General features: G+C 33.4%; 20 protein-coding genes. 10 read left to right on the forward strand and 10 right to left on the reverse strand.

Annotated elements, in window-relative coordinates:
- Window positions 1–304 precede the first annotated feature (304 nt).
- A complete protein-coding gene (locus HNS38_RS02520; protein ID WP_216663619.1) occupies window positions 305–2,392 on the forward strand; it encodes an Omp28-related outer membrane protein in 2,088 nt (695 codons plus the stop codon).
- Between the two features lie 111 nt (window positions 2,393–2,503).
- On the opposite strand, the gene HNS38_RS02525 is transcribed toward HNS38_RS02520, so the two are convergent.
- Together HNS38_RS02525 and glpT are read right to left on the reverse strand one after the other, a co-directional pair.
- A complete protein-coding gene (locus HNS38_RS02525) occupies window positions 2,504–3,766 on the reverse strand; it encodes a glycerophosphodiester phosphodiesterase family protein (RefSeq protein ID WP_172283657.1) in 1,263 nt (420 codons plus the stop codon).
- Window positions 3,766–5,082: a glycerol-3-phosphate transporter gene (gene glpT, locus HNS38_RS02530; protein WP_172283655.1), complete on the reverse strand. Its 1,317-nt coding sequence runs from the start codon at window positions 5,080–5,082 to the stop codon at window positions 3,766–3,768. The genes HNS38_RS02525 and glpT overlap by 1 nt, the downstream gene beginning before the upstream one ends.
- A 188-nt stretch (window positions 5,083–5,270) precedes the next feature.
- Here glpT and HNS38_RS02535 point away from each other — a divergent pair, with 188 nt between their 5' ends.
- On the forward strand, window positions 5,271–6,770 hold the full coding sequence (locus HNS38_RS02535) for a T9SS type A sorting domain-containing protein (RefSeq protein ID WP_172283653.1): 1,500 nt from the start codon (window positions 5,271–5,273) through the stop codon (window positions 6,768–6,770).
- A 152-nt stretch (window positions 6,771–6,922) separates the two neighbouring features.
- Complete coding sequence (locus HNS38_RS02540) at window positions 6,923–8,419, forward strand: T9SS type A sorting domain-containing protein (RefSeq protein ID WP_172345931.1); 1,497 nt, start codon at window positions 6,923–6,925, stop codon at window positions 8,417–8,419.
- A gap of 8 nt (window positions 8,420–8,427) precedes the next feature.
- On the opposite strand, the gene HNS38_RS02545 is transcribed toward HNS38_RS02540, so the two are convergent.
- From HNS38_RS02545 to HNS38_RS02555, 3 genes are all read right to left on the reverse strand, one after another.
- Window positions 8,428–9,819 carry an alpha/beta hydrolase-fold protein gene (locus HNS38_RS02545; RefSeq protein WP_172279554.1) on the reverse strand — a complete coding sequence of 464 codons (1,392 nt, stop codon included), beginning with the start codon at window positions 9,817–9,819 and terminating at the stop codon, window positions 8,428–8,430.
- Between the two features lie 35 nt (window positions 9,820–9,854).
- Window positions 9,855–10,640, reverse strand: a complete 786-nt coding sequence (locus HNS38_RS02550; RefSeq protein ID WP_172279556.1) for a hypothetical protein — start codon at window positions 10,638–10,640, stop codon at window positions 9,855–9,857.
- A 233-nt stretch (window positions 10,641–10,873) separates the two neighbouring features.
- Window positions 10,874–11,827 (reverse strand): UbiA family prenyltransferase, encoded by a 954-nt coding sequence (locus tag HNS38_RS02555; protein WP_172345932.1) that lies wholly within the window; start codon window positions 11,825–11,827, stop codon window positions 10,874–10,876.
- Between the two features lie 153 nt (window positions 11,828–11,980).
- On the opposite strand from HNS38_RS02555, the gene HNS38_RS02560 reads away from it, so the two are divergent.
- Together HNS38_RS02560 and HNS38_RS02565 are read left to right on the forward strand one after the other, a co-directional pair.
- The gene (locus HNS38_RS02560) at window positions 11,981–12,850 is read left to right on the forward strand and encodes a 3-keto-5-aminohexanoate cleavage protein (protein ID WP_172279560.1); all 870 of its coding nucleotides are present in this window, start codon (window positions 11,981–11,983) and stop codon (window positions 12,848–12,850) included.
- A 21-nt stretch (window positions 12,851–12,871) separates the two neighbouring features.
- Window positions 12,872–13,369 (forward strand): acyltransferase, encoded by a 498-nt coding sequence (locus HNS38_RS02565; protein WP_172279562.1) that lies wholly within the window; start codon window positions 12,872–12,874, stop codon window positions 13,367–13,369.
- Between the two features lie 24 nt (window positions 13,370–13,393).
- Here the strand turns inward: HNS38_RS02565 and HNS38_RS02570 are convergent, their stop codons facing one another.
- Complete coding sequence (locus tag HNS38_RS02570) at window positions 13,394–14,644, reverse strand: glycosyltransferase family 4 protein (RefSeq protein WP_172279564.1); 1,251 nt, start codon at window positions 14,642–14,644, stop codon at window positions 13,394–13,396.
- A gap of 339 nt (window positions 14,645–14,983) precedes the next feature.
- Between HNS38_RS02570 and HNS38_RS02575 the strand changes: the two genes are divergently transcribed.
- The 3 genes from HNS38_RS02575 to HNS38_RS02585 are packed head-to-tail and all read left to right on the forward strand — an operon-like array spanning window position 14,984 to window position 18,190.
- Window positions 14,984–17,032: a tetratricopeptide repeat protein gene (locus HNS38_RS02575; RefSeq protein WP_172279566.1), complete on the forward strand. Its 2,049-nt coding sequence runs from the start codon at window positions 14,984–14,986 to the stop codon at window positions 17,030–17,032.
- A 32-nt stretch (window positions 17,033–17,064) separates the two neighbouring features.
- Window positions 17,065–17,790: a glycosyltransferase family 2 protein gene (locus tag HNS38_RS02580; RefSeq protein WP_172279568.1), complete on the forward strand. Its 726-nt coding sequence runs from the start codon at window positions 17,065–17,067 to the stop codon at window positions 17,788–17,790.
- 10 nt (window positions 17,791–17,800) lie between these two features.
- On the forward strand, window positions 17,801–18,190 hold the full coding sequence (locus HNS38_RS02585) for a DUF2304 domain-containing protein (RefSeq protein WP_172279570.1): 390 nt from the start codon (window positions 17,801–17,803) through the stop codon (window positions 18,188–18,190).
- A 5-nt stretch (window positions 18,191–18,195) separates the two neighbouring features.
- Here the strand turns inward: HNS38_RS02585 and HNS38_RS02590 are convergent, their stop codons facing one another.
- The 4 genes from HNS38_RS02590 to HNS38_RS02605 are packed head-to-tail and all read right to left on the reverse strand — an operon-like array spanning window position 18,196 to window position 23,282.
- Entirely contained in the window at window positions 18,196–19,278 is a 1,083-nt protein-coding gene (locus tag HNS38_RS02590; protein WP_172279573.1) for a glycosyltransferase family 4 protein, read from the reverse strand.
- Window positions 19,275–20,390 carry a glycosyltransferase family 1 protein gene (locus HNS38_RS02595; RefSeq protein WP_172279575.1) on the reverse strand — a complete coding sequence of 372 codons (1,116 nt, stop codon included), beginning with the start codon at window positions 20,388–20,390 and terminating at the stop codon, window positions 19,275–19,277. The genes HNS38_RS02590 and HNS38_RS02595 overlap by 4 nt, the downstream gene beginning before the upstream one ends.
- A gap of 5 nt (window positions 20,391–20,395) precedes the next feature.
- Window positions 20,396–21,427, reverse strand: a complete 1,032-nt coding sequence (locus tag HNS38_RS02600) for a glycosyltransferase (protein ID WP_172279577.1) — start codon at window positions 21,425–21,427, stop codon at window positions 20,396–20,398.
- 7 nt (window positions 21,428–21,434) lie between these two features.
- Window positions 21,435–23,282, reverse strand: coding sequence for a glycosyltransferase (locus HNS38_RS02605; RefSeq protein ID WP_216663620.1), 1,848 nt, complete (start codon window positions 23,280–23,282; stop codon window positions 21,435–21,437).
- 280 nt (window positions 23,283–23,562) lie between these two features.
- Between HNS38_RS02605 and HNS38_RS02610 the strand changes: the two genes are divergently transcribed.
- Complete coding sequence (locus HNS38_RS02610; RefSeq protein WP_172279579.1) at window positions 23,563–24,969, forward strand: DUF2142 domain-containing protein; 1,407 nt, start codon at window positions 23,563–23,565, stop codon at window positions 24,967–24,969.
- An 84-nt stretch (window positions 24,970–25,053) separates the two neighbouring features.
- A complete protein-coding gene (gmd, locus tag HNS38_RS02615) occupies window positions 25,054–26,073 on the forward strand; it encodes a GDP-mannose 4,6-dehydratase (protein ID WP_172279581.1) in 1,020 nt (339 codons plus the stop codon).
- Window positions 26,074–26,078 lie beyond the last annotated feature (5 nt).

Raw genomic sequence — 26,078 nt, forward strand, 5'->3', positions numbered from 1 at the left:
AGGGTATAAAACTCAATGGTAGAAACAATTGCACTGTAAAATCGATTACAACCTACAATGGTTCTATCAATAGTAAGATTAGGTTAATAATGTATCTAAAAACAAAAACGAAGATGCCTATGTCTATTTATTTCTAAAAAAAACCAATCTCAATGGGATTAATTATCACAAATAATAAATATTTTCTCCATCTTTTTTAATTCTGTAAATTTTTATGGAATCAAACACGACTTTGATAAATATTTATCTTAGTTTTACCTTTTGAAACAACACTCTATTTATTTAATACTAAAACATTCAAAACATGAGAAAATTTACTTTATTATTAGCTCTAAGTTTAATCACACTTGGAGGTATAATGGCGCAAACATTAGTCTCTACCAATGTGGAAACTAGAAATGCTATGCTAGAAGAATACACAGGAATCCATTGTGTTTATTGTCCTGAAGGTCATGCTATTGCCGCTCAGCTTCATCACGATTATCCTACTCAAATTTTTCCAATCGCTATTCACCAAGGAAGTTTTGCAAACCCAAGTGGTGGTGAACCAGATTTCAGAACAGAATTTGGTGACGCCTTAGCAAATCAAACTGGATTAACTGGATATCCATCTGGTACAGTAAACCGTCACGTTTTCACAGCGCCAAATACTGCTTTAGGTCGTTCTGGTTGGGCTCCTGCGGCTATGGAAATCATCGAGATGAATTCTGTTGTTAACGTTGGTGCCGAGACGAGCTATAATGAAGCTACTCGTGAATTAACAGTTAATGTAGAGTTATATTATACAGCAAATAGCCCAGAAGGAAGTAATTTCCTTAATGTAGCTATTTTACAAAATGAAATTCTAGGCCCTCAAACAGGTGGTGGAGCTGGTAATAATTACGAGCACAACCATATGCTTAGACATTTAATCACTGGTCAGTGGGGTGAAGAAATCACTACTACAACAGAAGGAACTTTTGTAGAGCGAACATACGTTTACACCATGCCTATGGATTATACAAGCATTCCTGTGATTGTAGAGAATTGTGATATAGCTGTTTTCGTTAGCGAGTCGCATCAAGAAATTTATTCTGGAGTTACTATTCCCGCCATTGATGGAACTACTCTAATAACAGCTTCTCTAACTGCTCCTAGCATCATAGTTGCTCAAGGAACTCCAAATACTACTACTTCTTTTACAATGGATTTCACTAATTTGCTTACTACTGATGAAGATTTTGAATTCACATTGACTAAAGAAAATGCTCCTGAAGCATGGACAAGCTCTTTCATTGTAAATGGAAACAATTACGAAACAACAGCTACAGAAACTATGACAGCAGGGACAGCTTCTACAATTAGCATTGATATAACTCCAGATTCTGAAACTGGATTTGCAAAATTCTTCTTAAGTATCCAGTCTGTTTCTCAACCTAATACTAATCCCATCACTCAAGAAGTATATGTGGTTTCAAATGTGGTTAACTTATTATTACACAACCAAGGAACATGGAATGGTGGAACTCCTGCCGATTTAGAGGAGGATTATTATGCAGCATTTGAAGTAGCTGGAGTTGAAAATTATACTTCTTGTTCTTATAAATCCTTCTTATTGGCTGCAAACGAGGCTGATGTGGTGAATAGCTTTTCAAATATCTTCTTTAATGTAGCATGGACTTTTCCTGGTCTTACTAATGGAAATGTTGAAATTTTAAGTGACTTTATCGACAATGGTGGTAACTTATTTATAGCTGGTCAAGATATGGGCTGGGACACATGGGAATCAGGTGGAAACGGAACCGACGAAACAAAAGCATTTTATACTAATTATTTGAATGCAGACTATAAAGGCGACGGAAGTACCTCTAATAATAGCATCAACCCTAATACTGAAGACGAATTCTTTGGTGACTTAGGCACTTCTTCTATCGTTGATATTTATGGTGGAAATATGTATCCAGATGAGATTGACCCCATTGGAACTGGTGAGCAAATCATCTATTATAACGGTGGAACAAGTAAAGGTGCTGGTGTAAGATCTATGACAGGCTCAGCAAAAGTGGTTTATTTAGGTTTTGACCCAAGCATGGTCACTGATGTTGATGTTAGAAACGATATCATTGTTAAAACTTTTGACTGGTTTATGAATGGTGTCGGATTTGAAGAAATGAATCAAACTGCTATCAATATTTATCCTAACCCATTCAAAGACCAATTGAATATCAATATGACTCTTGATGGAAAAACTCAAGTTGATTTGGTTAATGTATTAGGTGCTACTGTTTATTCTCAAGAATTCAATACCCCAAATATTAGCATGAATACTAAAAACTTAGAAAATGGTGTTTATATTCTAGTTGTTAAAAATGCTGGTCAACAATATACTCAACAAGTAATGATTCAGAGATAATACAGATGACTTATCAAAATGGCTTAAGGCACTTTTTGACTTACATTTGGTATCATTCTGAAAATATAGACTCTTAAGAGGAGGCCTAATTTGGAAACGCAGGGCAAGGAATTAATTTTTCTGCTTTGCGTTTTTTGTTTGCTCAAAATATTGGATAGTCAAATCGGTTCGATTGGTAAACATCCCATCTGAGTCAGCACCATACTGCAGCATTTGTAAACGAGTATCAAAAGAGTATGGGTGAATGAGAAAACCTTGACTTTTTATCCATTCTACATTTTGCTCGGTAAGCAAATCAGAATAATTATTTGGTGGACCTGCAATACTGGGCCCTATAATATGAGCTCCATTTTGCTTAGCAAAAGCCAAGTTTTCAAAATAGGTGATGCTATCATTTTTCATCATATTATCATCTCCTAGCCACAACAAGAAAGTCATTGGAACGCTTCCCTTAAATATATGATTCAGCTTCACCAAACTTTCTGGAGAAAAGGTTTGTAAGATGACTTTCGCACTCGTATTCCCCATATTTACTTTTCCTTCTCGACTAACTAAAGTATCAGAATCTGATTTCGTGCGCACATTCCAATTTAATCTAGACAGTTCTTGATATAAATCCTCCTCTATTCCCTGAAAAAGCTGGGGTTCTTTGATTTCTATATAAACCCCGGGTCTATGACCTGAATCTTCTTCATCCTTCACATAAAAGAAACGATAATGTATTACTCCTTCCTCTTCTATTATTTCATAGATTCTATTTCCCAATGAATCTTTAGCAATTCTATATCCTTCTGCAATTCTAATTGCATCCTCTAAAGTTGAAACTCCTTGACTTCCTCCAACATAAATGTTTTCACCTTCAAACAATACTTTCTCGCCTTCAGAATTGAAATAGAAAGCAGGTTTGTCCGTCTTCTTCAAATAAATCTCAGATGAATAATAATCTGTCCCTACTTGCGAAGCGCTCTCATAAAACCAAGCACCAGCATCCAAGCTCATCAATTCTTCAAAAGCGAAATATGAGGAGGGCCTTTCAGATAATTCTGGATAAATATTTTCAATATTGGTGGTTCGAGTTAGCAAGTCATCATGTAATGCAAGTAATACACCATCTTTTGTCCTTTGCACATCCACTTCTAAATAATCGGCCCCAATATCTCTAGCCCAGCGGTAAGCCATTTCTGTTTCTTCAGGGGCCCAATAGGTCGTTCCTCGGTGGGCAATCACTATATCTTTTGGAATAAATATTTTTTTCACTTCTTTCGAATCACTATTATATTTCTCTTCTACTAAACTTAAGACAAAGGACATAACGAATCCCACTATCAAAAACAATAGCAAAAGTGCAAGGTAAGAAAACCAATTTTTTCTCATTATTTCGATGGTTTTATGGTAAATAGTAAAAGAAAAATAGAAATGATGGCAGCAGCTATCAACACATAGAATCCACCGTCCCAACCATATAAATCAACAATATGACCCATGGCAATATTAGCAAATAGTGCACCACCTAAATATCCAAAAAGACCGGTAAATCCGGCGGCAGTTCCGGCGGCTTTTTTAGGCGCTAAATCTAAAGCATGAACTCCAATCAACATAACGGGGCCATAAACCAAAAATCCAATAGCGATTAAAGAAATATTGATAAGCATTAAGCTAGAAGAGAACCAATAAACGAAAACAAATATCAGCACAAAAAACATATAAATAATACTCACCTGAGCTCTTTGCCCTTTAAAAGCTTTATCACTTAACCAACCAGCTAACAATGTTCCTGGAATCCCTGCCCATTCGTATAAAAAATAAGCCCAACCACTTGTGGTGATATCCAAACCTTTGGTTTCCGAGAGGTAGGTTGGTGCCCAATCGAGCACGCCATAACGAATGAGATAAACAAAGGCATTAGCTATAGCGATAGCCCAAAGCATCCTGTTTTTTAAAACATAAGTGATAAAGATATCTTTGGCTTTTAATTCCTGCTCTGACTTCTCTTGATCATAATTTTCAGGATAATCATTTTTCCATTTCTCAATACTAGGCAAACCACAGCTTTGAGGGGTGTCTTCCATTAAATAGTAAACTAAAATCGCAATAACAAAAGCTATGATAGCCGGAAAATATAAAGCACTGTGCCAATCATTAAATATAGCCAAACCCAAAATAGCCAGAGGGCCAATGAGACCTCCACCCACATTATGAGCCACATTCCAAATAGACATTTTTGTTCCACGCTCTTTATTGGAAAACCAATGAACCATTATCCTTCCACAAGCCGGCCATCCCATTCCTTGAAACCATCCATTTAGAAATAGTAGAACAAACATAATAACAACTGAACTGGTAAAGAAAGGAATCAGCCCCATGACCATCATCGTCACAGCTGACAATATCAAACCTAAACTCAAAAATACTTTTGGATTACTCCTGTCACTCACACTTCCCATTACAAACTTACTGATTCCATAGGCAATACTAATAGCCGACAAGGCCCAACCCAATTGCGCTTTGGTATAGCCCTCCTCTATTAGATCGGGCATGATTAAAGAAAAGTTCTTTCTAACAAGATAATAGGCTGCATAGCCCAAGAATATTCCTAGAAATACTCGCAAGCGCATGATTTTATAATCTTCATCTGCTTGCTGGGCTTCTTTTAAAGGCTGGGCAGGTTTTGTCTTTAGAAATCCAATCATAATTATTATTTGATTTTTTCTAGCATGAATATCGATACGAATATTTAGTATCGCGAATTTAATTGAATTTCTAGAAATTAAAAGCAATGATATTCAACCAATATAGCATTAAAAACTTCCACATCAGATAACGTACATGTATATATTTATTTCACTACCTTAGCACATTATATCCTAAGCACATTATTATGAAAAAGTTATTCTTTTTATTTGGCATCCTATTTTTCTCTATTCCTTCATTCTCTCAAGATGCAGATTATACAATCATCAGAAGTGAGATGGAAAATTACTTTAGCGGAAACCTTAATAACAACAGCTATTACAGCCCTCGAAAAATGGAGATTGACCATGTGAAAAATCTTGAAGATGGTAAAATGATTTATTCTTATGCCTCGGCCTATCTATTTGATCAAGATGAATTTAATACCATATATCCCAATACTAATATTTTTGGGGATTCTGCTTTTGTTGATGCAGAAGGGAATACCACCTTTTATAATTGTAGAGACAAACAACTTACTTTCAACAAATATAATGGCGAAGCTGAAGAGTGGATAATCTATGAAGAAGATGGTATTAAATTAATGGGTAGCTACCAAAGTCCCTCCTATGAAGAAATCATGGAAGGCGTTTCTGATAGGGCAGCCATCATCCAGTTGCAGGTTATCGATAATGACGGATTAATAATAGACGACCATTATTATCATGGAAAAGAAGTAATCATCAGTAAAAATTATGGAATAGGTGATCATTTTCAAATCAATGAATTCGATGGCCTACTATCCTCTCATTACGCTTCTGATTTCCATTTGATAGGTATAGAGAAAGGTGATGAAATAATGGGAATGAATAATTATTATAGTGATTTAATTTCAGGCTTAGAGATTGGAAATGAAGTTCATTCTACCATTGAAAATTCTGACAACCAAATCATCAATAGAATTAAAAGAGTGATTCAGAAAGAAATAGGCTATTCCGATTTTATCTACACCTTCCAAATTTGTGATTATTATCCTCTTGAAGACACTATAATTTCCCATGAAACAACAGAAACCTATCTTTATCTGATGGATTTGAGAGAAAGTATTCCAGCACTAGATCCAGATGACAATAATTCCTATTGGGCCATTAATTATTTCTTCAAAAACAATTGGGAAAGTACCAATAATAGATATTTTGAATATCAAATTTGGGAAAGTGAAGAAACCGAAATGATAAACCAAAGAGTGGTCTGGTCTTTTGACACTTGGGGACCATTGGGCATGGGGGCTTTTGCAAAACATCAATTTATTGAGAATATTGGCAGCACTTGCTCCTACCAAGGTGAATATCTTATGGCGGATGAAATACAGTATTATAAAACCGAAACAGAAGAATGGGGAATACCATTCACCCTTGAATGCATCAATTCGACCGGTCTTATCGAAAATCAAGTGGAGCCAATTAATATCTACCCAAACCCAGCGGAGGATCGTATCGAAATTAATTGCGGCGAAACTCAAATTACTAAAGTCTCCCTATTTAATTTTCAAGGAAAAAAAGTAATGGAGCGAGTTATTAATAGTCAAGCTAGCGATTTGAGTTTTGATATTTCGAATCTAGAAAATGGCGTTTATTTAGTTGAGATAATGAGCCAAAATGGAACCATCAGTCAACATAAAATCATTAAAAGTAAACTATTCAAATAATTATTTACATTGAATCTACGAAATGAAAAATTACATCGAAAAACAATAAATGCTGTTTATTGACTAAGTAAATTAAAAATGTAATTACCAAAACTAACGTACAATATTATATTTTTAATTAATTTAGCATATAGTACCCTAAGCACATAATTATGAAAAAATTGGTTCTTCTAATCTTTATTATTGTAATCTCCTTACCGTCATTTTCACAAGTTTCAGACTATACCATCATCAGAAGTGATATAATAAGTTACTTTAGTGAATTTGTAATGGATTACAAAATCTACAACCCTAGAAAAATGGTCATTGAGAAGGAAAAAATGGTAGAGAACGGGAAAATGTTCTATTCTTATCCCTATGCATACCAATATGACCGAAATCCAAATATAACAATATACCCATATACTAATATTTTTGGAGATTCTGCATTCGTTGACTTGCAAGGTAATACTACTTTTTATAATTGTCGAGAAAAAGTAATTACACTAAACATGTATTCTCGTCAATCTGAAGAATGGATAATATATGAAAATGATGAGGATGAAGCTATACTAATCGGCAAATACCAAACTCCTATTTATATTGAAATTATGGATGGAGTTTGGGACAGTGTAGTTATTATCAGTTTAAAAGTAGAAGATTTCAATGGAAATATTCTAGAAGAGAGTTATTACCATAATAAAGAAATAATTATTAGTAAAAATTATGGCATTACTAAACACCTTCAGATTAATGAACTTGATGGTCTATCACAGCATGAAATCAATTACCCTTTTCATTTAATTGGAATTGAGAAAGGTGATGAAACTCATGGATTTTATAATTACTATAAAGATTTGATACGAGGATTAGAAATAGGAAATGAAGTACATTCCGAAATTGAAATCTCAAATAATAAAATTGTCAATAGAATAAAAAGGGTCATTCAAAAAGAAATAGGCTATTCTGACATTATCTACTCATTCCGAATATGTGACTATTATCCTGCTACAGACAGCAACATTCAATATGAAACAACAGAATCATATCCATATTTAATAGAATTACGAGAAAGCATCCCCACATTAAATCAAGATGAGACAAACTCTTATTGGGATTTTAATTATTTCTTTAAAATTGGTTGGAATCAAACAAATAAAAAGTATTTCCAGTATCAAATATGGGAAACTCAAAATGCAGATACCATTAGTGGACGAATAGTCTGGTTTTTCGAAACTATGGATAATTCAGGTTCAGCAACAACTCCTGCTGGCTATCATTTCATAGAGAATATAGGTAAGACATGTGTCTTTAAAGGAGGTTTTTTAATGGCTGATAAAATAAAATACTACAAAACTGAGACTGAAGAATGGGGAACACCATTCTCTCATGATTGCCTAAATGCATCTGGTGTTGATGATAAACAACTAAATCGAATTAATATCTACCCAAACCCCGCAGAGGATCGCATCGAAATTAGTTTTGGAGAAAGTCAAATGATTAGTGCTTCTATCATTAATATTCAAGGACAAAAAGTGGTAGAGCGAGTTTTTAATAGTCAAGCTAGCGATTTGAGTTTTGATATTTCGAATCTAGAAAATGGCGTTTATTTAGTTGAGATAATGAGCCAAAATGGAACCATCAGTCAACATAAAATCATTAAAAAATAGAGCTTAAACTATAGTTTGATAAACTTTTCTGAATAGATAAATTGATCAGAACTCAGCTTTATAAAATACAAGCCAATGGATAAATCGTGTATATCTATTCTACCATCTTCCATATCTTGAAATTCAAGAACCACTTCTCCTTTGATATTATAAATAGATATAGAATCGATTTGTTTGAGGTCGATAAATAGCAAATCTTTCGCTGGATTAGGAGATAGCAATAGTTTTTTTGAGGATGCTAATTCAGAAATATCATTTGCAAAATCGGAGAATAGCCAAAGGTAAGCCTCCTCAAATTCTGAGCGCCAAAAGGCCTCATTATGACCTTGATTTGACACCACTTTTGAGACTAATTTAGATTCACTAAAACCATAACTGATCAGATTATCGTGCATGGTCTCCATATCATTGACCATACTCGCTCCTTCTAACGCTCCAACCAATTGAAAAATCCTTTGGTTTTGAGGATTGGCATTTTCCGCAGTGAATGTCCAAACACTATCCGAATACCAATAGCTGGGACTAAACAAACCCGCTTTAGTGAAAACATCAGAATGCTCAAAAACTCCAAACTGAGAAATCAATCCTCCTAAGGAGCTTCCCATAATTCCTGTACTTTCTTTATTTGGTAGGGTCCGGTAATTTTCATCCACATAAGGCTTTAAGGTTTCTACAACGAACTCCATATATTCTCGTCCTTCCCCACCACCATATTGACTGTTTACCCAAGCAGAGTATTCATCTAATCGATGGCCTCCTCCATTATCTATTCCAATAACAATAGGCACTTGATAACCTTGACTCGCCAATTCATTTAAAGTCTCATCCACTTCCCATTCTCCGCTAAAAGAAGTAAAGCTATCGAATAGATTTTGTCCATCATGCATATATAATACTGGATATCTCATCTGACTTTCTTCATAACCTGGAGGAAGGTAAAGCCAAACTCTTCTGTTTCTATCTAGTTGGGGCATATAAAAATCCTCTGATAATATGCTTACATTTTCTGTAGCTGTAGAACCTCCTCCTCCACTTCCGCCATCGGCCCAAGTGGCAATTTGAAAGCTGATGGTTTCATTATTTCCATAGGTAAACTGACGATTTCCCATTTCTTGGCCATTTTCATCTTTCTCTACTGTTCCCCAATCGCCACGGGTAAATTTAAATTCTAGTAATGTTCCTTCTGATTGTTCTTCTAATATAATTTGAAATTTCCCATCAGCATTCTTCTCTAGTTTGAAGTTTTCATCTCCAGGGTTCCAGCCATTCATATTTCCAGCAATATAAATAAAATCCTGCTCTGGGGTATTATCAGGTATAGTCTCTATAACGAATGTGACTTGAGCTATGGAGACCAAGGAAATCCCAAGCAACCATAGAGTAAATATTTTTTTTTTCATACTTTAAGTCTATATTATATCAGTATTTAAAAAGCTTAATTAACATTATATTCATGATACAATCTCAACCACAAGGCATATGGTAAATCCCATGACCAAAATGTAGAATTCACTTCTGCAGTTATATCATTATGATGCATTAAGAGCGGGAACTCAGTAAAATATTTAAAATCTTCTTTAGCTAAAGCAATGAGCATTTCTAATGCCTTTTCTTTAGCCTTTTCGTTTTTTTCGTTTAAAGATAATTCCCGAATTAATTTTGCCATCTCAGAATAATAAACCTGAGATTTGATACTTTTGATTTTATCAGTAGATTTACTTTTAATCCCACAATCACAATTATCCATATCAATTTGTCCAATATAAAATAGCCATGGAGCCCTGTTGTTAAATACCCAATAATCAGAATTATTAACAATCTTATTCGATTTTATACTTAAACATAATTCTTTTGCCTCAGCAGGAGCAAATTTATATAAAAACAAATAAGCATGAATATTTGATATTAGATCCAACGGATTATTTTTCTCACCAACCTCTGGAAAGCCTTTTAGTCCATCTTTTCGAAACCAAGTATAATACAATCCATTCTCACTTTTATATTGTTTTAATGTGTCTAAGACTGATTGTATTAAAGAAGAATCGACATCAAAGCAAGTCCACCAAAACAAACTCGTAACATCCAAATCCTCAGGCAGATTCACATATCTTTTATAATACTTCAAAAGACCACTCTTACTATCCACCTGTGGCTTCACATATTGATACACATTTGAAATTAACGATGATACATCAAATTCATTAGAGAGAGGCTTAATCAAATTTGAAATTAGCATTCCAGTATATACCTCTAATTCATGACATAGGTTTCTGGGTATTGTATCAAAATTATAATCCTCCCTCCAGGTCCCGCATTTTAGCTGGCTTTATTGGAGTTTTTCAAATGCTTTATCGGCTAGATTTCCTAACTTATTTTGAGCATTCAATTTAGAACAGAATACAAATAACATACTAAATAGTAATGTTAAAAATGCGATTTTTCTTGCCAAATCTTTCATAATAAAGTTTTAAGTAATACTTCGAAAATCATATAAGAGCCGAAAATTAAATAAATGAATCGATATAAAGCTCTTAGTTTAGATACAACTTTAAAACCTAAATAATAACTCCTTATGTACACAATAATTGCAATAATAACAATTGCAGTGACTGTATTAGCCCAGATCAACATTGATAAATCAAGATTATCAATCAAGAAGTACAACATCGAATGTCCAAAGGTAAAAAATATTAATGCTGCATTTAAACTTGTTTTTTTTCCAAGTATTACAACATTAGTTCCAACACCGTTTATTCTATCTCCTTCATTATCCTGCAATTCCTGAATTAAATGCCCCCCTGCCAAAAAGAACCCTATGATAAACCCTATAAATATAGATAAACTTGAGATATCTCCAAAAATAGAAACGCCTAATTGAAAAGAAAACACACCTCCTAAAATATGTAGAAATGAAGAATATGTTGGTATTCCTTTTCCATGGTAACTCTGCCAAGAAGCAGAATATAAAAAACTTAATATTACCAAAACGATTCCAACAAACACAGAAGTGTAGGATAAGAAACTCAAAAAAACGAAAGCTCCAAAACCTGAAATGACGGATAATATCAATATGGCCTTTCGTGAAACCATATCAGCTCTAGACCTTTTGTTTTGATCTTTTAAATCTCTAGGATAATCAAACCAATCATTAATAGCGAACACGTGTACCGCAAGCAAGTATACGGCTACGATTGAAAACGCCAACTTAAATAGATTAACCTCCAAACCAACTTCTGATAAAAAAAACAATAAACCATCAATAGGAGAGGCTGCAAATACAGCGGAATCGATAAACCTTATTATTTTTATAACTTGAATAAACATAATTATCAAACATTCCTTATAAATTTGGTCAAGGGCCATCGATAGTTCATATGACTGTGTCAGCATTCCAGTTTTTCGAGCCACTCCAAAGTAAGCTTTCTAACCCAAATTCCAAACATTTTCAAGGGAATTTAATTGTTTATAATCACATACTAATGCTAAAAAATATTCTTTTTCCATTTACTATATCAAAAGCGTCAAACCTTTATTCATATATTTACCAAAATAATAATGCGAATGGACTATTTAGACCTCATCATAAATTTCACCCCCACTGGTATGATTCCTACCAAACAAAGCAATAGGAATGCCCCAATTTCAATTACGGAAATTATTGAAGATACACACCGAGCCTATGAGATTGGAATTAGCATGGTTCACATACATGCTCGCGAATACATATCAGGTGAACCTAGTTTTAAAAGTGAAATCTATGCTAAAATTATTGAAGGAATAAGAAAAATAAGTCCTGAACTAATTATATGCGCTTCTTTGAGTGGAAGAAATCATAAAGCTTTTGAACAAAGAGCTGAAGTTTTATCCTTAGATGGGAATTTAAAACCAGACATGGGAAGTTTAACATTAAGCTCCTTAAATTTTAGCCAAACAGAAAGCATGAATTCTCCGGAAATGATTCAAAATCTCGCGTTGGAAATGCAGAAAAAGAAAATACTTCCTGAACTTGAAGCCTTTGATTTGGGTATGGTTAACTACGCCAAATATTTAGAGCAAAAAGGACTTTTAGGGAATGCTCATTATTTTAATATCATATTAGGAAATATTGCAGGTGCGCAATCAGATTTATTGCATTCAGGCCTATTGATTAATAGCCTACCAAAGCATTCATTATGGAGTTTGGGAGGAATTGGGAATACACAATTACCCATGAATGCGCTTTCTATAGCTATGGGAGGAGGAGTTAGAGTTGGATTAGAGGATAACAATTGGTTTGATTGTGATAAGAAGACTTTAGCCACAAATATAGATTTATTGTCACGAATTCATTCTTTGGCAAAAATCCATCAAAGGAAGTTAATGACTTCTAAAAAACTTAGAGAATTATTAAATTTGGAAAGAGGATTTGGAGCTTACGGGCTTCAATCTTAAGAAAACAAAGAAGCAATGAGAATGATTAGAAATCTAATACTTAGGGCTAGACACAAAAAAGTCAAATTTTACAATATTAGTCTTACTGAAATACAAGATGATGTGGAGATTGGGGAAGGTAGTAGAATAGGATCCTTCACCTTAATTCAATCAGGGGCTAAAATTGGGAAAAACTGTACGATTGGTTCTTTTTGTAATATTTGTGGGGATGTGGAAATAGGTGATAATGTCTCTATTCAAACAGGATGCCATATTACTAGAGGAGTCAAAATAGATTCTGATACTTTCATAGGCCCTGGAGTGGTGACAATGAATGATAAGTATATGAATGATATTATTAGTCCACCAAGTATTGGTAGTCATACGAGAGTTGGAGGCGGAAGCTGTATCTTACCTGATTTACATATTGGAAAGAATGTTTTAATAGGCTCGGGATGTGTAGTTACCAAAAGCATTGCTGATGGTGAAAGAGTTTATGGCAATCCTGCTAAATCAGCCATTAAAAAAGCAAATAACTAGCACAAACAATACTGAAGTATTTTTTTACTTTACTTTCAGCAAATCATAAACAACACGAAACGGAAAAGTAAGGCCAAGCCCAATACGGTATGACCAGGATTTACTGATAGCCTCAATCCTGTCCTCTTTATTTTTTATTATTGCTAATCGATACTCCAGCAATTGGGCTTGTGTTCTAATTTCACTTCTAAGTTTCTTAAGTTCTGCGACCGAACTGATTCTTACTAATTCTTCTCTATGCAACTCCTTTAACTGATTAACCTTCTGTTCAAAAAGCGTAATTCTCAAACTTTTGTATTCTCTAATTACCCTAGCATCCTCCATTTTTTCAAAGTCAGATAGTGGTTCCGAAGATTCGATTACAGATTGATACATAGGAATCAAGGCATCCATAAACTGAGTAACTGATGCATCATTACGAATTTTCTCAGAAAGAACTTTATTCTCCTCTACATTATACTTTCTTATTTCCTCTCTAAGCAAATGAACATCATTCTGCTTCGTCATCGTTTTCATGCCAAAGTTCAGTCGCCTACATTGATCATAATTCTCACTAGTAACCATGCCGCCTAGTCCTCGGAAATCACTAATAATAACAGCAGCTCCACTTGACAAAGCTTCGATTGCTGCTTTTGCTTTTGCAAAAATAAGGTCATAATTATTCAATACCATCTCAGGATTAGAAAGAGATTCACCCAAGCCTGAGCCAATACCATCAAGCTCTATTCCTTCTGCTAAACATGCTTCTTGAATATTCCTGAAATGATTATCACTTGTAGCATAATTACTAAAAACCAGTGCTCTTAATGGTTTCTTCTTAAACTGGATCCTTCTTTTAAAACGATCAGTATCAACCCAATTATACAAAACTCCTGTCTTTTCCTTTTCAATTCTATTGTCAATCAATAGCCTATCTAGGCAATTATAATCTACGGCCATATATTTTCGTATTCCAAAATATCTAGGTGGGTGATCAACTAGGTGGATTCTATCGTGCTGGAAATAAACCACAGGAACATCTGGAAATCGACAAATGGCCTCCATTGTTGATATATAGTGATGAGCATGAATAAGATCTGGCTTAATCAACAATTTATCTATATCATCAACCACATTTATGCCCGCATTTCTAATGGCCTTAGACGTCTCACCTATAACTGGTGAAAAAACTTCAACATCAACCCCTCGATCCAATAAATTAATTGCTAAATCTCGAATATATACTTCTGTCCCAGTTAGATTTGCAAGCCAAATATTTACTAATAAGATATTCATATGCTGATTTTAAGGGAAATTTCCGATGTAAATACTGTATTGTGGATAATTAGGGTATGCAAAACTAAATCCAACACAAATTTACACTAATAAATCTAGGTAATTATAGAAGATTCATTTAAAAATTCTTGAAATAAATAGACTATAAGATTATCATTATTGAGTTTAGGCCGAACAGGTTTTTGTAAAATCTTTATTAAAAGGTATATTTTTATACAAATCTATAAAACAAAATAGTTATAGTATTTTTTCAAAAAAAGTATTAATATTGTTTATAAATAATGGAATACCATTCTATTTATACATAGCAAAAGAAACATGACTACCTAAACTCAATCAATGTCAAAAAGAAAAAAGCGAGCATCGAATATAGATTTTTTCAAAAAACACATTACACCATTAATGATTTCCATTATTGCTGTTTTAGGTTTTCTCATATATTCCAACACTTATCATGCTACGTTTCATTTCGACGACTTCTTTTTTATAAAAAATAATGATACCATTAAGAAACTATCTACCTTTTTAAGTTTAGATTATTGGTCAAACATCTATCAAAGGCCTCTTTCATCCTTTACTTTTGCCATAAATTATTGGCTCCATGACTTTTCCCTCTTTGGCTATCATTTCGTAAATATAGTAATGCATATATTAACTTCTATTTCAGTATATTTTCTTAGCATACTTCTTCTTCAAAATACAAAACAGTTTTCCAATCAAAACCAATCTATATCAAGGGCTATCGCTCTGTTTACCGCTCTTCTTTTCCTGAGCCATCCTATTCAAACACAGAGTGTCAATTACATTGTACAGAGAATGACTTTGATGGCTGGTCTGTTTTTCATTTTGGCATGCATCAGTTATTTCAAAGCCAGAATCCATTATTTCCACGGTGGAATTAAAAAGAGTTGGCCATACTATTTACTAACACTCATACTCTTTTATGCTTCTAGTTTTTCAAAGCAAAATGGTTTTGTTCTTCCTCTCTTATTATTATTAATGGAAATTGTTTTCATTAGAAAGCCCAACGGAGAGATGGCAAAAAAAACTATTTATAGTCTATCAGCACTCTATACCATTATTGGACTTGTAGTTTTAACTATAGATATTCTACCACAAGAAACCAATGATATTACAAGGTTTGAATATTTGGCCACACAAACCAAGGTGGTTTTTAATTACATCTACCTATTAATTCTACCTATCAATCAAAATTTCGACCCCTATATCATCGTTTCAAATAGTTTCTTGGGAACTTACGAATTAATTGCTACTATAGGACATTTAGGAATTATGACTTTAGGAATTCTTGTTTTCAAGAAAAACAAGCTCATCACTTTTGGTATATTTTGGTTTTACATTACACTTTTGGTGGAATCTTCTATTATTCCCATTAGGGATGTAATGTTTGAACACAGACTTTATCTACCTTCTTTTGGATATTATTTTATTTTCACCACCTTATTATTTCCATTATCTCTTCAGAAAACCTCTAAAACTAATACCATTTTAATATTTTCAACCATCATCTTAATCTTTAGTATGATGAGCTACAATAGGAACAAGGTTTGGCAAAACGAATTTTCTTTATGGTATGATGTCACAACCAATCCTCCCGTTAAGTCGAGGCCCTATAGATATTTGGGAGTAGAATACATTAGAATGCAAAAATATAATGAAGCTTTAAACGCACTTGATGAAGCTCTAAAAAGAGATCCAAGTCGTTGGCAAGAACACAATAATAAATCTACTATTTACCAAATCAAGAAAAACTACCCTGCTGCCATTAAGGAGTTGAATATTTGTATAGATATTGAACCCAATAAGGAAGAATTTTACATTGATCGTGCTTCATTATATCTTAAAATTAACAAATCAGACGAGTGTAAATCTGATTTACAGAGAGCAGTGTCAATCAACCCTAAAAATGTAAAAGCCCATTTTAATCTGGCCGTCTATTATCTGAATAAAGAAAAATACAGGAAAGCCTTTAAACATTTAAGTAAAGTGATAGCCCTTGACCCAAATCATATTGACGCTTATAACAATAGAGGAATCGCCATGCTAAATCTAGAAAAAAACACAAAAGCTATTTCTGATTTTTCAAAAGTAATTGAATTAGACCCTAGTAGAGTAAGTGCCTATAAAAACCGAGCAAAAGCTTACTTCATTCTTGAACAATATGGAAAAGCATCAAAGGATTACAGCAGTTTGATTTTCATTGACAGAAAAGATGGGAACGCATATATGAATAGAGCAACTTGTTATATTAAACTTAAAGACTTTAAATCGGCCTTTTTGGATCTTCAAAACGCAAAAAAACATGGTCAACAAATTTCGACAAAACTATATAACGAGGTAGAAGCATACAGTAAACAACAAAAATAATATATCGCAATCAAACAATAATCCATTCAATATTGAAGAATAAAAACAAGGTATTGATCATTATCCCAGCTTATAATGAAGCAGACAATATTGTTGGGGTTATCAATTCTATTTGGAATTTGGTTCCCGAATATGATATTGTGGTCATAGATGACGGCTCAAGTGATAATACTGCTTCTTTAGCTAAAGCTACTCAAAAAGCATTCGTAATATCTCTACCTTATAATATAGGAATTGGGGGGAGTGTACAAACAGGGTTTAAATTTGCTGAGAAACATGATTTTCAATATGCCATTCAATTCGATGGAGATGGACAACATCTAGTAGAAGAAATAGATAAAATACTGGATCCTGTAATAAATAGAGAATGCGACTGTGTCATTGGATCACGTTTTGTTCAAAACACCGAGAACTATAAGCCTGATTTTTTTCGAAAATTAGGAATATATATTTTGCGCTTTTTCAGTTATCTATATATGGGCCAAATAATTACCGATCAAACCTCAGGATTTAGAGCTTATAATGAAAAATGTATAGGATTATTAGCCGCCTATTATCCTAAAGATTATCCAGAACCTGAGCTTATTATTTTATTAGGAAGAAACAGATTAAAGATTAATGAAATACATACCCAAATGCGTGAACGACAAGGAGGAGTTTCCTCGATTCCAGTTTGGAAAGGCCCATATTATATCATTAAAGTTCTTGTGGCCATGTCGATGGCACGACTGAGAAAAAAAGAGATTGACCATAAGTAAAAACTAAGTCATGGATAAAATTCAAATCATTACAATAACAGGAAGTATTGCTTTAATTATTTTCATCATTTCGTTAATCAGAAATAGAAAACTCAAAGAAGAATATTCATTATTATGGTTGTTCTTTTCCTTTCTATTTTTAGCATTATCCATTTGGAAAGATGCATTGGATTGGTTTGCTGCAAAAATTGGAATATCTTATGCTCCTGCTGCACTATTCCTAATTTTGATCATGAGTATTTTTATTATGATGATAGAATTCTCTTTAATTATTTCGAAACAAAGCGAATGGATAAAGCAATCGGCACAAGATATTGGATTGATGAAGTCAGAAATTGAAAAACTGGAAGTAAAACAAAAAAAACTTGAAGAAGAGTTGAATAAAAAACCTAGAGCTTAATAACTCTACATTAATCTCTCATAAAACTCAAGATATTCTTGCACACTATTTTCCAATAAAAACAGACGTCGATCTTTATAAGTATATTTCTTCTGATAAGCTAGTTCTAAAGCCTCTAACAAACCTTGCTCGTTATGACTCCTCATCTCAATAAACCTTGTACTTACGGTCTCCTTTAAAGCTCCTTTTGCTGAAGTAATTACCGGTACATTAAGCATATTAGCCTCCACTGCAGCAAAACAAAAACCTTCACTATAGGAAGGAATCAATACACAACTGGAAGCAGAAACTTCCTTTTTAAGCTCCTCAAAACTTAAATGATGATATAGAGATAGCTGAGAACCTATATCTTTAAGCACATGGAGAATCTTAAGATAAAATGCTTTTGGTGTCTTAGGTATAATGAGTTTGAATTTAGCTTCTGGATGGTTATGAAGAAATTTCTGAGCTGATGGAATCATTAAATCTAATCCTTTAGATACGCCCAGTCGACCAAAGTAGGTAAAAGTAAAATCATTGGGTTCAATCTTCTCTTTCTGTTGATAATGTTCTGGACATATTCCATTATAAATCCTTATGATTTTTTCTGGAGATATATTTGCTTTGACCAATTCACCTTTTGTAAATTCAGAAACAGCAATATAATGATTGAATTTCAATTGCAGAATAAACCATTCATAAAAGGAAAAGAGTTTCTTTTGCAAAGCACTTAAGTAGGGTAATTCATTCCAAAGGTCTCCCCATACTTCATGAAAAGTAATAATGGACTTCTTTCTCTGGATTTTGGCTACCAACCAAGCTGGGAAAGCGGCATTATATGAAGTAGTATGAATGATATCATAGGACTTAGCAATGGCTAGAATTCTAAAAATACTAAAAAAAGTGAACAGGAAACGATTCGACAGGTTAAGCCTTGTGATCTTAACGCCATTTAGCATTTCGTCAATAGCAAGATTCTTATCAAATCGAGAGGTGACCACTTGAATATCATGACCCTCTTTGGCCAAGCTTTCACAAAGCTCCTTAAAAAGCTTTTCCACTCCACCAATATTGGGATAATAATACTCAAGGACAAATAGTATCTTCATGGATTCACTCCTTCTAATTTTTCTATGGCCAATAAAAAATCCTCAGCATACCTATCCCAAGAAAACTTCGCAGCCTGTATGATTCCCAATTGAATTAATTCTTCTCGCTTTGATTCATCATTATTTATCAAGCTCATTCTTTCTGCCAAGTCATTTGCATTTAAGCTGTTAAAATACAAAGCCCCTCTACCTCCCACTTCTGGTAAGCTGGAATTATTTGCTGCAATACATGCAGCTCCACATGACATAGCCTCTAATAATGGCAAACCAAAACCTTCATATAAGCTAGGATAAACAAATGCTCTGGATTGCGAATAAAGGGCAGGCATTTCTTCTCGTTCCACAAACCCTGTACAAATGATATCTCTTTTATTTGCGTGATTGGCTATAGCTTTGTCGAACTTTTCATTCATCCAACCTCCTCCGCCTATTATAACTAATTTATTATTAGAAGATTTGCTTTTCCTATATATGGCATAAGCTTCTAGTAAGGTCAACAAATTTTTTCGTGGCTCTAGAGTCCCAACATTTAGAATATAGGGAGCATCGATTTTGTACTTTTGTAAAACGTCTTGGTTTTGTGAAGGTTTGAAAAAAGTCTCTTTACCCAATAATATTGTCTTGGTTTTCCTTTTGCTATTCTCGCAATATCGGTTTACATCTCTAGTAGTATGCCTTGAATTGGTTATAATTAAATCTGCTCTTTTTAAAATACCTGGAAGAAATAATTTCTGGAGGAATCTGCTCAAGAAAGGGTGATAATGTGGAAATAGAATGGGTGTCAAATCATGAATAATTGTGATTCTTTTTATTCGTTTCTTTAGGTTAAACGGGCCAAAATGAGCTGGTTCAACAACCACATCAGGATTTAGCTTGTTTAAATATCGAGGTAAGGTGATAAACTGGCGAATGGGATCGTTGGACAAGAACCTAATGAAATTTGGGAAGGTAACTGCCGGAATATCTCCATCAATAAACTTAGAATGTATGGTTACAAAAGTAATCCTATATTTTGTATTGTGTTTATAAATATGACGTGCAACCTGCAGGGTATACTGAAATATTCCAGCAGTTTGCTTATCGATAGGATCACAAATAAATACAATATGCATAGGTTTTATTTTTCGAAATATGACTTTTGTCCCTTGATGATAAATTTATAAAAACTTTGAATATCTCGTTTTAAAAAGAATTCTTGTTTTCGTAGCAGTTTTCTCCAATTTATCCTCCTCAGCTTTTCCGATTCCTTTCTGGCCTTCATGACACGTTTCCAATCTTTAAATAAGATAATATATAGGGCATGATATTGAACTTTCAGATACTTAGGCCGCCAAAAAACAATATCAACAATAGTGATAAGAATAAACCTCAATATAAAAGGAAGGAAATATATAGCTATAATCTGCCAATGAACTAGTTTCAGATAAGTATAAAAAATATTGGTTTGTACTTTGAGGGTATAATTATAGTTAAATACTTTTTTTATGGATTGTCCCATTTTATGGAACACTATAAACTCTGGATTAAAAATACTTTTATAACCAGCAACAACTGCTCGTAATCCTAGTTCCGCATCCTCATAACCGGTCTCAAAATACTCATCAAAAACTCCAATATCTTGCAGCATTGTTACTGAATATAAAGTGGCACCAGCGCAAGCGCCCATATTTTCAAATAAACTTTCATAAGCTTCAATAGGTTCTTCATGACCGATTGGAATAATCTCTCCACTGGAGAGCATTTTATGTCCAGCATTGTCCATTTTTTCTCTATCCCAATAGCTCTGCATTTTAAATGCAATCATACCGACTTCAGTACCCAAATGATAATCCTTTACCTTTTCCAAACTATCTTTAGGTAAAAAAGTATCATTATTCAGAACAAAGATAAAAGGGTAACCTTCTGTTATCAGCTCTTTAAACATTCGATTATGGGCTCTTGCAAAACCAAGATTCTCCTCATAAAAAACACTTGTAATGATATTAATATTAGAAAACGCATTCTTCAACAGTGATAATTCCTCTTCTTTAGAATTATTATCCATCAAATAAATATGAAACCCACCATTATGATATGGTAAAATGGACTCAATACATTCTTTTGTATCTAAGAAACTATTCCAGTTTAATATGACGATAGGAATTTTCATTTACTTTTTATTCAGTATTAGGATTTTTTTGTTCTTGAATTTCCTCCAGCTCTTCTCTCCTTGAAGGCCAAACAATTGAGAAATCCTCAGAACCTAGAGTAAGGTTTGGTGAATATGCAGGATCTTTTTCAATCCAATTTCTCCATTTATTCTGCATATAAGCTATCTCCTTGTCAAAACGTTCTTTTCTCTCCCCTTCTAGATCTTCACCTCTCGATACACTTTCGTGATGATATAATTCAGCAAAAGGAGTCCAAACAATTCTATGACCCATTTCTCGTATTCTCAAGCACAAATCTACATCATTAAAAGCAACCACTAAGTCCTTCTCGTTAAATCCTCCAATTTCCTTAAAGAGCCTTTTAGACAAAAGCATGCAAGCCGCAGTAACAGCAGAAAACTCTTGCATTAAGGCAGCTCTGTTAAAATAGCCTCCATTGGCTCTATACACCCCTTTGTGGGAATGGACGGCTAAACCACCAGGACCCAAAATAACTCCCCCATGCTGAATAGTTTCATTAGAATAATAAAGTTTAGCACCAACAGCTCCTACTTTATCTTGAATGGCAATACTCAACATCTCGGCCAACCAATTTGAAGAAATAATCTCTGTATCATCATTAAGGAAACATATATAAGTTCCTCTACTCTGCACAACCGCTCTATTATTAATAGCGGAATAATTAAACTCACTATTATCTATTATAATTTTGATTTCCTTGTATTGTTTAATCTCTTCCAGATACTTAAGCGCATTAGTATCAGTAGAACCGTTGTCAACAATTAATATCTCAAAATCCACATGAGCTGTTTTTTCCAGAATACTGGGGATACATTTTCTCAAATACTTAAAATTATTCTTGGTTGGGATAATGATACTCACCAATATTGATGTTTCAGGCAAATGATATTTGACTCTATACATTTGGTTTTTGAGAATCTCTACCGAAGCATGCAACTTCATTCTTCCGATATGCTCCTCAAGAGCTGCTTTGGCTGAGGTAAGGGCATATGGTTTCTCATCAATTCCCGATGCAGTGCTGTCTTTATGAAGGCGCCAATGGTATAACACCCTTGGTATATGAGCAATTTGAGAAGCCTCAATTTTCTCAATAAATCGAAGCGCCAAATCATAATCCTGAGAACCTTCGAATCCCTTTCTGAAGCCTCCAATTTCTTTCATGATTCTAGTATCATATACACCTAAATGACTGACTAAATTTTGGGATAAGAATAGACTATAATTCCAATCACATTTAAAATATGGATCGGAATATTTGCTTTTTTCATCCATCTTGTCTTCATCAGAATAGATTATTTTAACACCAGGTTTATCATTTATTTCTTTTACCACCCAGAATAAAGCATCTGAAGCTAAAATATCATCATGGTCTAACAAAGCTACATATTCTCCCTTCACAATTTCTAAAGCACTATTCGAAGCTTCAGATATATGCCCATTTTCCTTACGAAAAACCACATTAATTTTCACATCCTCCTCTTGGTACTTTTTTAATAAGGAAATAATATTTTCATTAGTTGAAGCATCATCAGCTATACACAATTCCCAATTAGAATAGCTTTGATTTCTAATGGAATCAATGGCTTCAATCAACCATTCTTCTTTAGGATTATATGTGGGCATTAAAACAGAAATCAAAGGCTTATTGGAAAAACTATCAAGGTAGTTTTCCATAAGGTTCTTGCTAGTTTCAGTTTCTATATATTGCTTATAAATATAAGATGTAGCCTGTTTATGATTGGAATAAGCAATAGCACTCTCTTTCAAATGGAGTATTATAAATCTAGACTTGGACAATACTGCTTTTAAGCCGCCGACTTTATAGGTTTCCATAATACTTTTAAAAAACACCCGGGAACCAAAAGTATTACAAATAAAGGAGTAAATAAACCTATAGAATTTTATAATCATTGACCATTTTTAAGAAAATAAATTTGTTTATTGAGCCACTAAAGGAGGTAAAGGTAATATTTATATTTTTTTTCAAAGTAAAAAAAACATCAAAATATTATATTTTAAATTGAATACTACAAACTGCCAAATAACTACAAAGAACATTCGATTCTAATAAAAGAAAAATTATTTTTACCATTATTTATTAGCAAGCTCATTTATGACATTACAATCTCTACTAAATAACATATCAGCACAAAGGATATTTCTAATTGCTTCAATTATCTGGGGAAGTATCATGGTGTTTTTGCTCCCTCCATTTATGGTTCCTGATGAACCTGCACATTTCTACAGATCTTATCAAGTTTCAAATCTAGAGTTTGAAGCACAAGTAACTGACAACAGATTAGGAGGTGAAATACCCAAAGGTTTGATTGAATTTAGTCAATTAATACATGAAACATTATTAAATGGGCAAAAAGCTAATCAAGAATTTTATCAAAATGCATTAAATATACCTTTACAAAAAAATAAATTAGTATTCGTTTCTTTCCCAAACACCTCTCTTTATAGCCCTATTGCATATTTGCCACAAGTTATTGGGATTTCCATTGGCAAGATTTTCGATGCTTCTCCACTAGTTTTATTGTATTTAGGACGTATTTTCAATCTAACTTTCTGGATAGGGATTATTTATTTTGCTTTAAAAATTATCCCAATATATAGATGGCTATTTCTACTATTGGCTCTATTGCCTATGTCTGTTAACCAAGCAGCTTCACTGAGTGCTGATACTTTTGTGAATGGATTATCCTTTTTATTTATTGCCTATATTTTTCGATTAGCATTTGACTCTGAGAAATATTTTAAAAAAAAGGACTATTTTTCACTTTTAATCATCATTATACTCATAGCCTTTGCCAAAAATATATATTTTTTCTTGCTCCTTCTATTCTATATTATTCCCCGGGAGAGGTTCAATTCCAGAAGAGAACAAAACTTATTTTTCATTTACCTACTCATTCCGACGCTAATAACTCTAGCCGTCAATTCATTATGGGTCAACCATCTATTATCACTAATTCACCCTATTGAATCCTTCCATGGTTCTGCTCCTGAGTTTCCTCAAATAAATCCTGCTGAACAGACAAAAGGAATCCTTGCCAATATTCCAGGCTTTATACTTCTGGTTATCAAATCATTTTACCATTATTTCGACATGTGTTCAAAATCATATATTGGAATTTTAGGATGGATGAATATTTTGCTAATGAACCCATTTTATATATTCGCATATGTGTCGATAATTGTCTTGGCCATATTTGAATCATCAAAAGATGTAGTAATAAATATCCGACAGAAAACTATCATGTTCCTTACCTTCTTAGGAATCATATTCATCTTTTCATTTACCATGTATTTAAGCTGGTGTAATGTTGACGACCCTATGATAGGCAACCTTCAAGGCAGATATTTTATACCTATCATGCCATTGTTTTTCTTTTTGCTCTACAACAATAGAATTAGGATTAATCATGCAATAATCAAAATAGGTTCTATTTTTTTTATATGTGCCTCATTTACTGTTAGCTTTTTTGCTATCCTAAATTTTTACTATCAGTATTAAGCTCCATCAAACTTTATTATCAATAGTGAGATAAAAAGCTATCTTTGATTATCAAAATAGCAAAAACAACCCACAAGTAATTACATGAAGAAAAAAGCATTTATAACTGGAGTTACAGGTCAAGATGGTGCATATTTAGCCCAATTTCTATTAGAAAAGGGATATGATGTAGCTGGTGGATATAGAAGGCTGAGTAATATTAATTTTTCTCGACTCGATAAATTAAACATTACAAACGATATTAAACTAGTTGAGACCGACTTACAAGATACTAGCAATTTAGTAAGAGTTATTCAAGAAGAACAACCAGATGAGGTATATAATTTAGCAGCTCAAAGTTTTGTTGCGCATTCTTTTAAAAACCCTATTTTAACAGGAAATGTTACTGGAATAGGTGTTACAAATATTTTAGAAGCTATTAGAATTATCAATACTGATATAAAATTCTATCAAGCATCAACTTCTGAATTATTTGGGAATGCAAAAGAATCTCCACAAAATGAAAACACTCCATTTTTCCCCCGAAGCCCATATGGAGTATCAAAACAATATGGCCATTATGCCACTATAAACTACCGAGAATCATATGATATTTTTGCTGTGGCGGGAATATTATTCAATCATGAATCTCCTTTAAGAGGCTTAGAGTTTGTGACAAGAAAAATCACCAATGCTGTTGCTCGTATTCATTTGGGGAAACAAGACTATTTTGAAATTGGTAACCTTGATGTAAAAAGAGACTGGGGTTATGCCAAAGAATACGTGGAAGCTATGTGGCTAATGCTGCAAACAGAAAAACCCGAAAATTATGTATTGGCTACAGGAGAAAACCATTCTGTTAGAGAATGGATAATTAGGTGTTTTGAACTCTTAGGTAGAAAAATAGTTTGGCAAGGAGAAGGTGAAAACGAAGTGGGAAAGGATGCTAACACAGGGAAAATACTTGTAAAGGTAAACCCTGAATTTTATAGACCTGCTGAAATATACAATCTAGTTGGAGATTATTCTAAGGCAAAAAAAGAATTGGGTTGGGAGCCTGTAGTCAAGTATCAAAAACTGGTAGAAATAATGTTAAAAGCCGATATCGATAAAGAAAGTAAATAGACGAG

Origin of the sequence: Lentimicrobium sp. L6 (assembly GCF_013166655.1) — a bacterium.
Taxonomy (GTDB): domain Bacteria; phylum Bacteroidota; class Bacteroidia; order Bacteroidales; family UBA12170; genus UBA12170.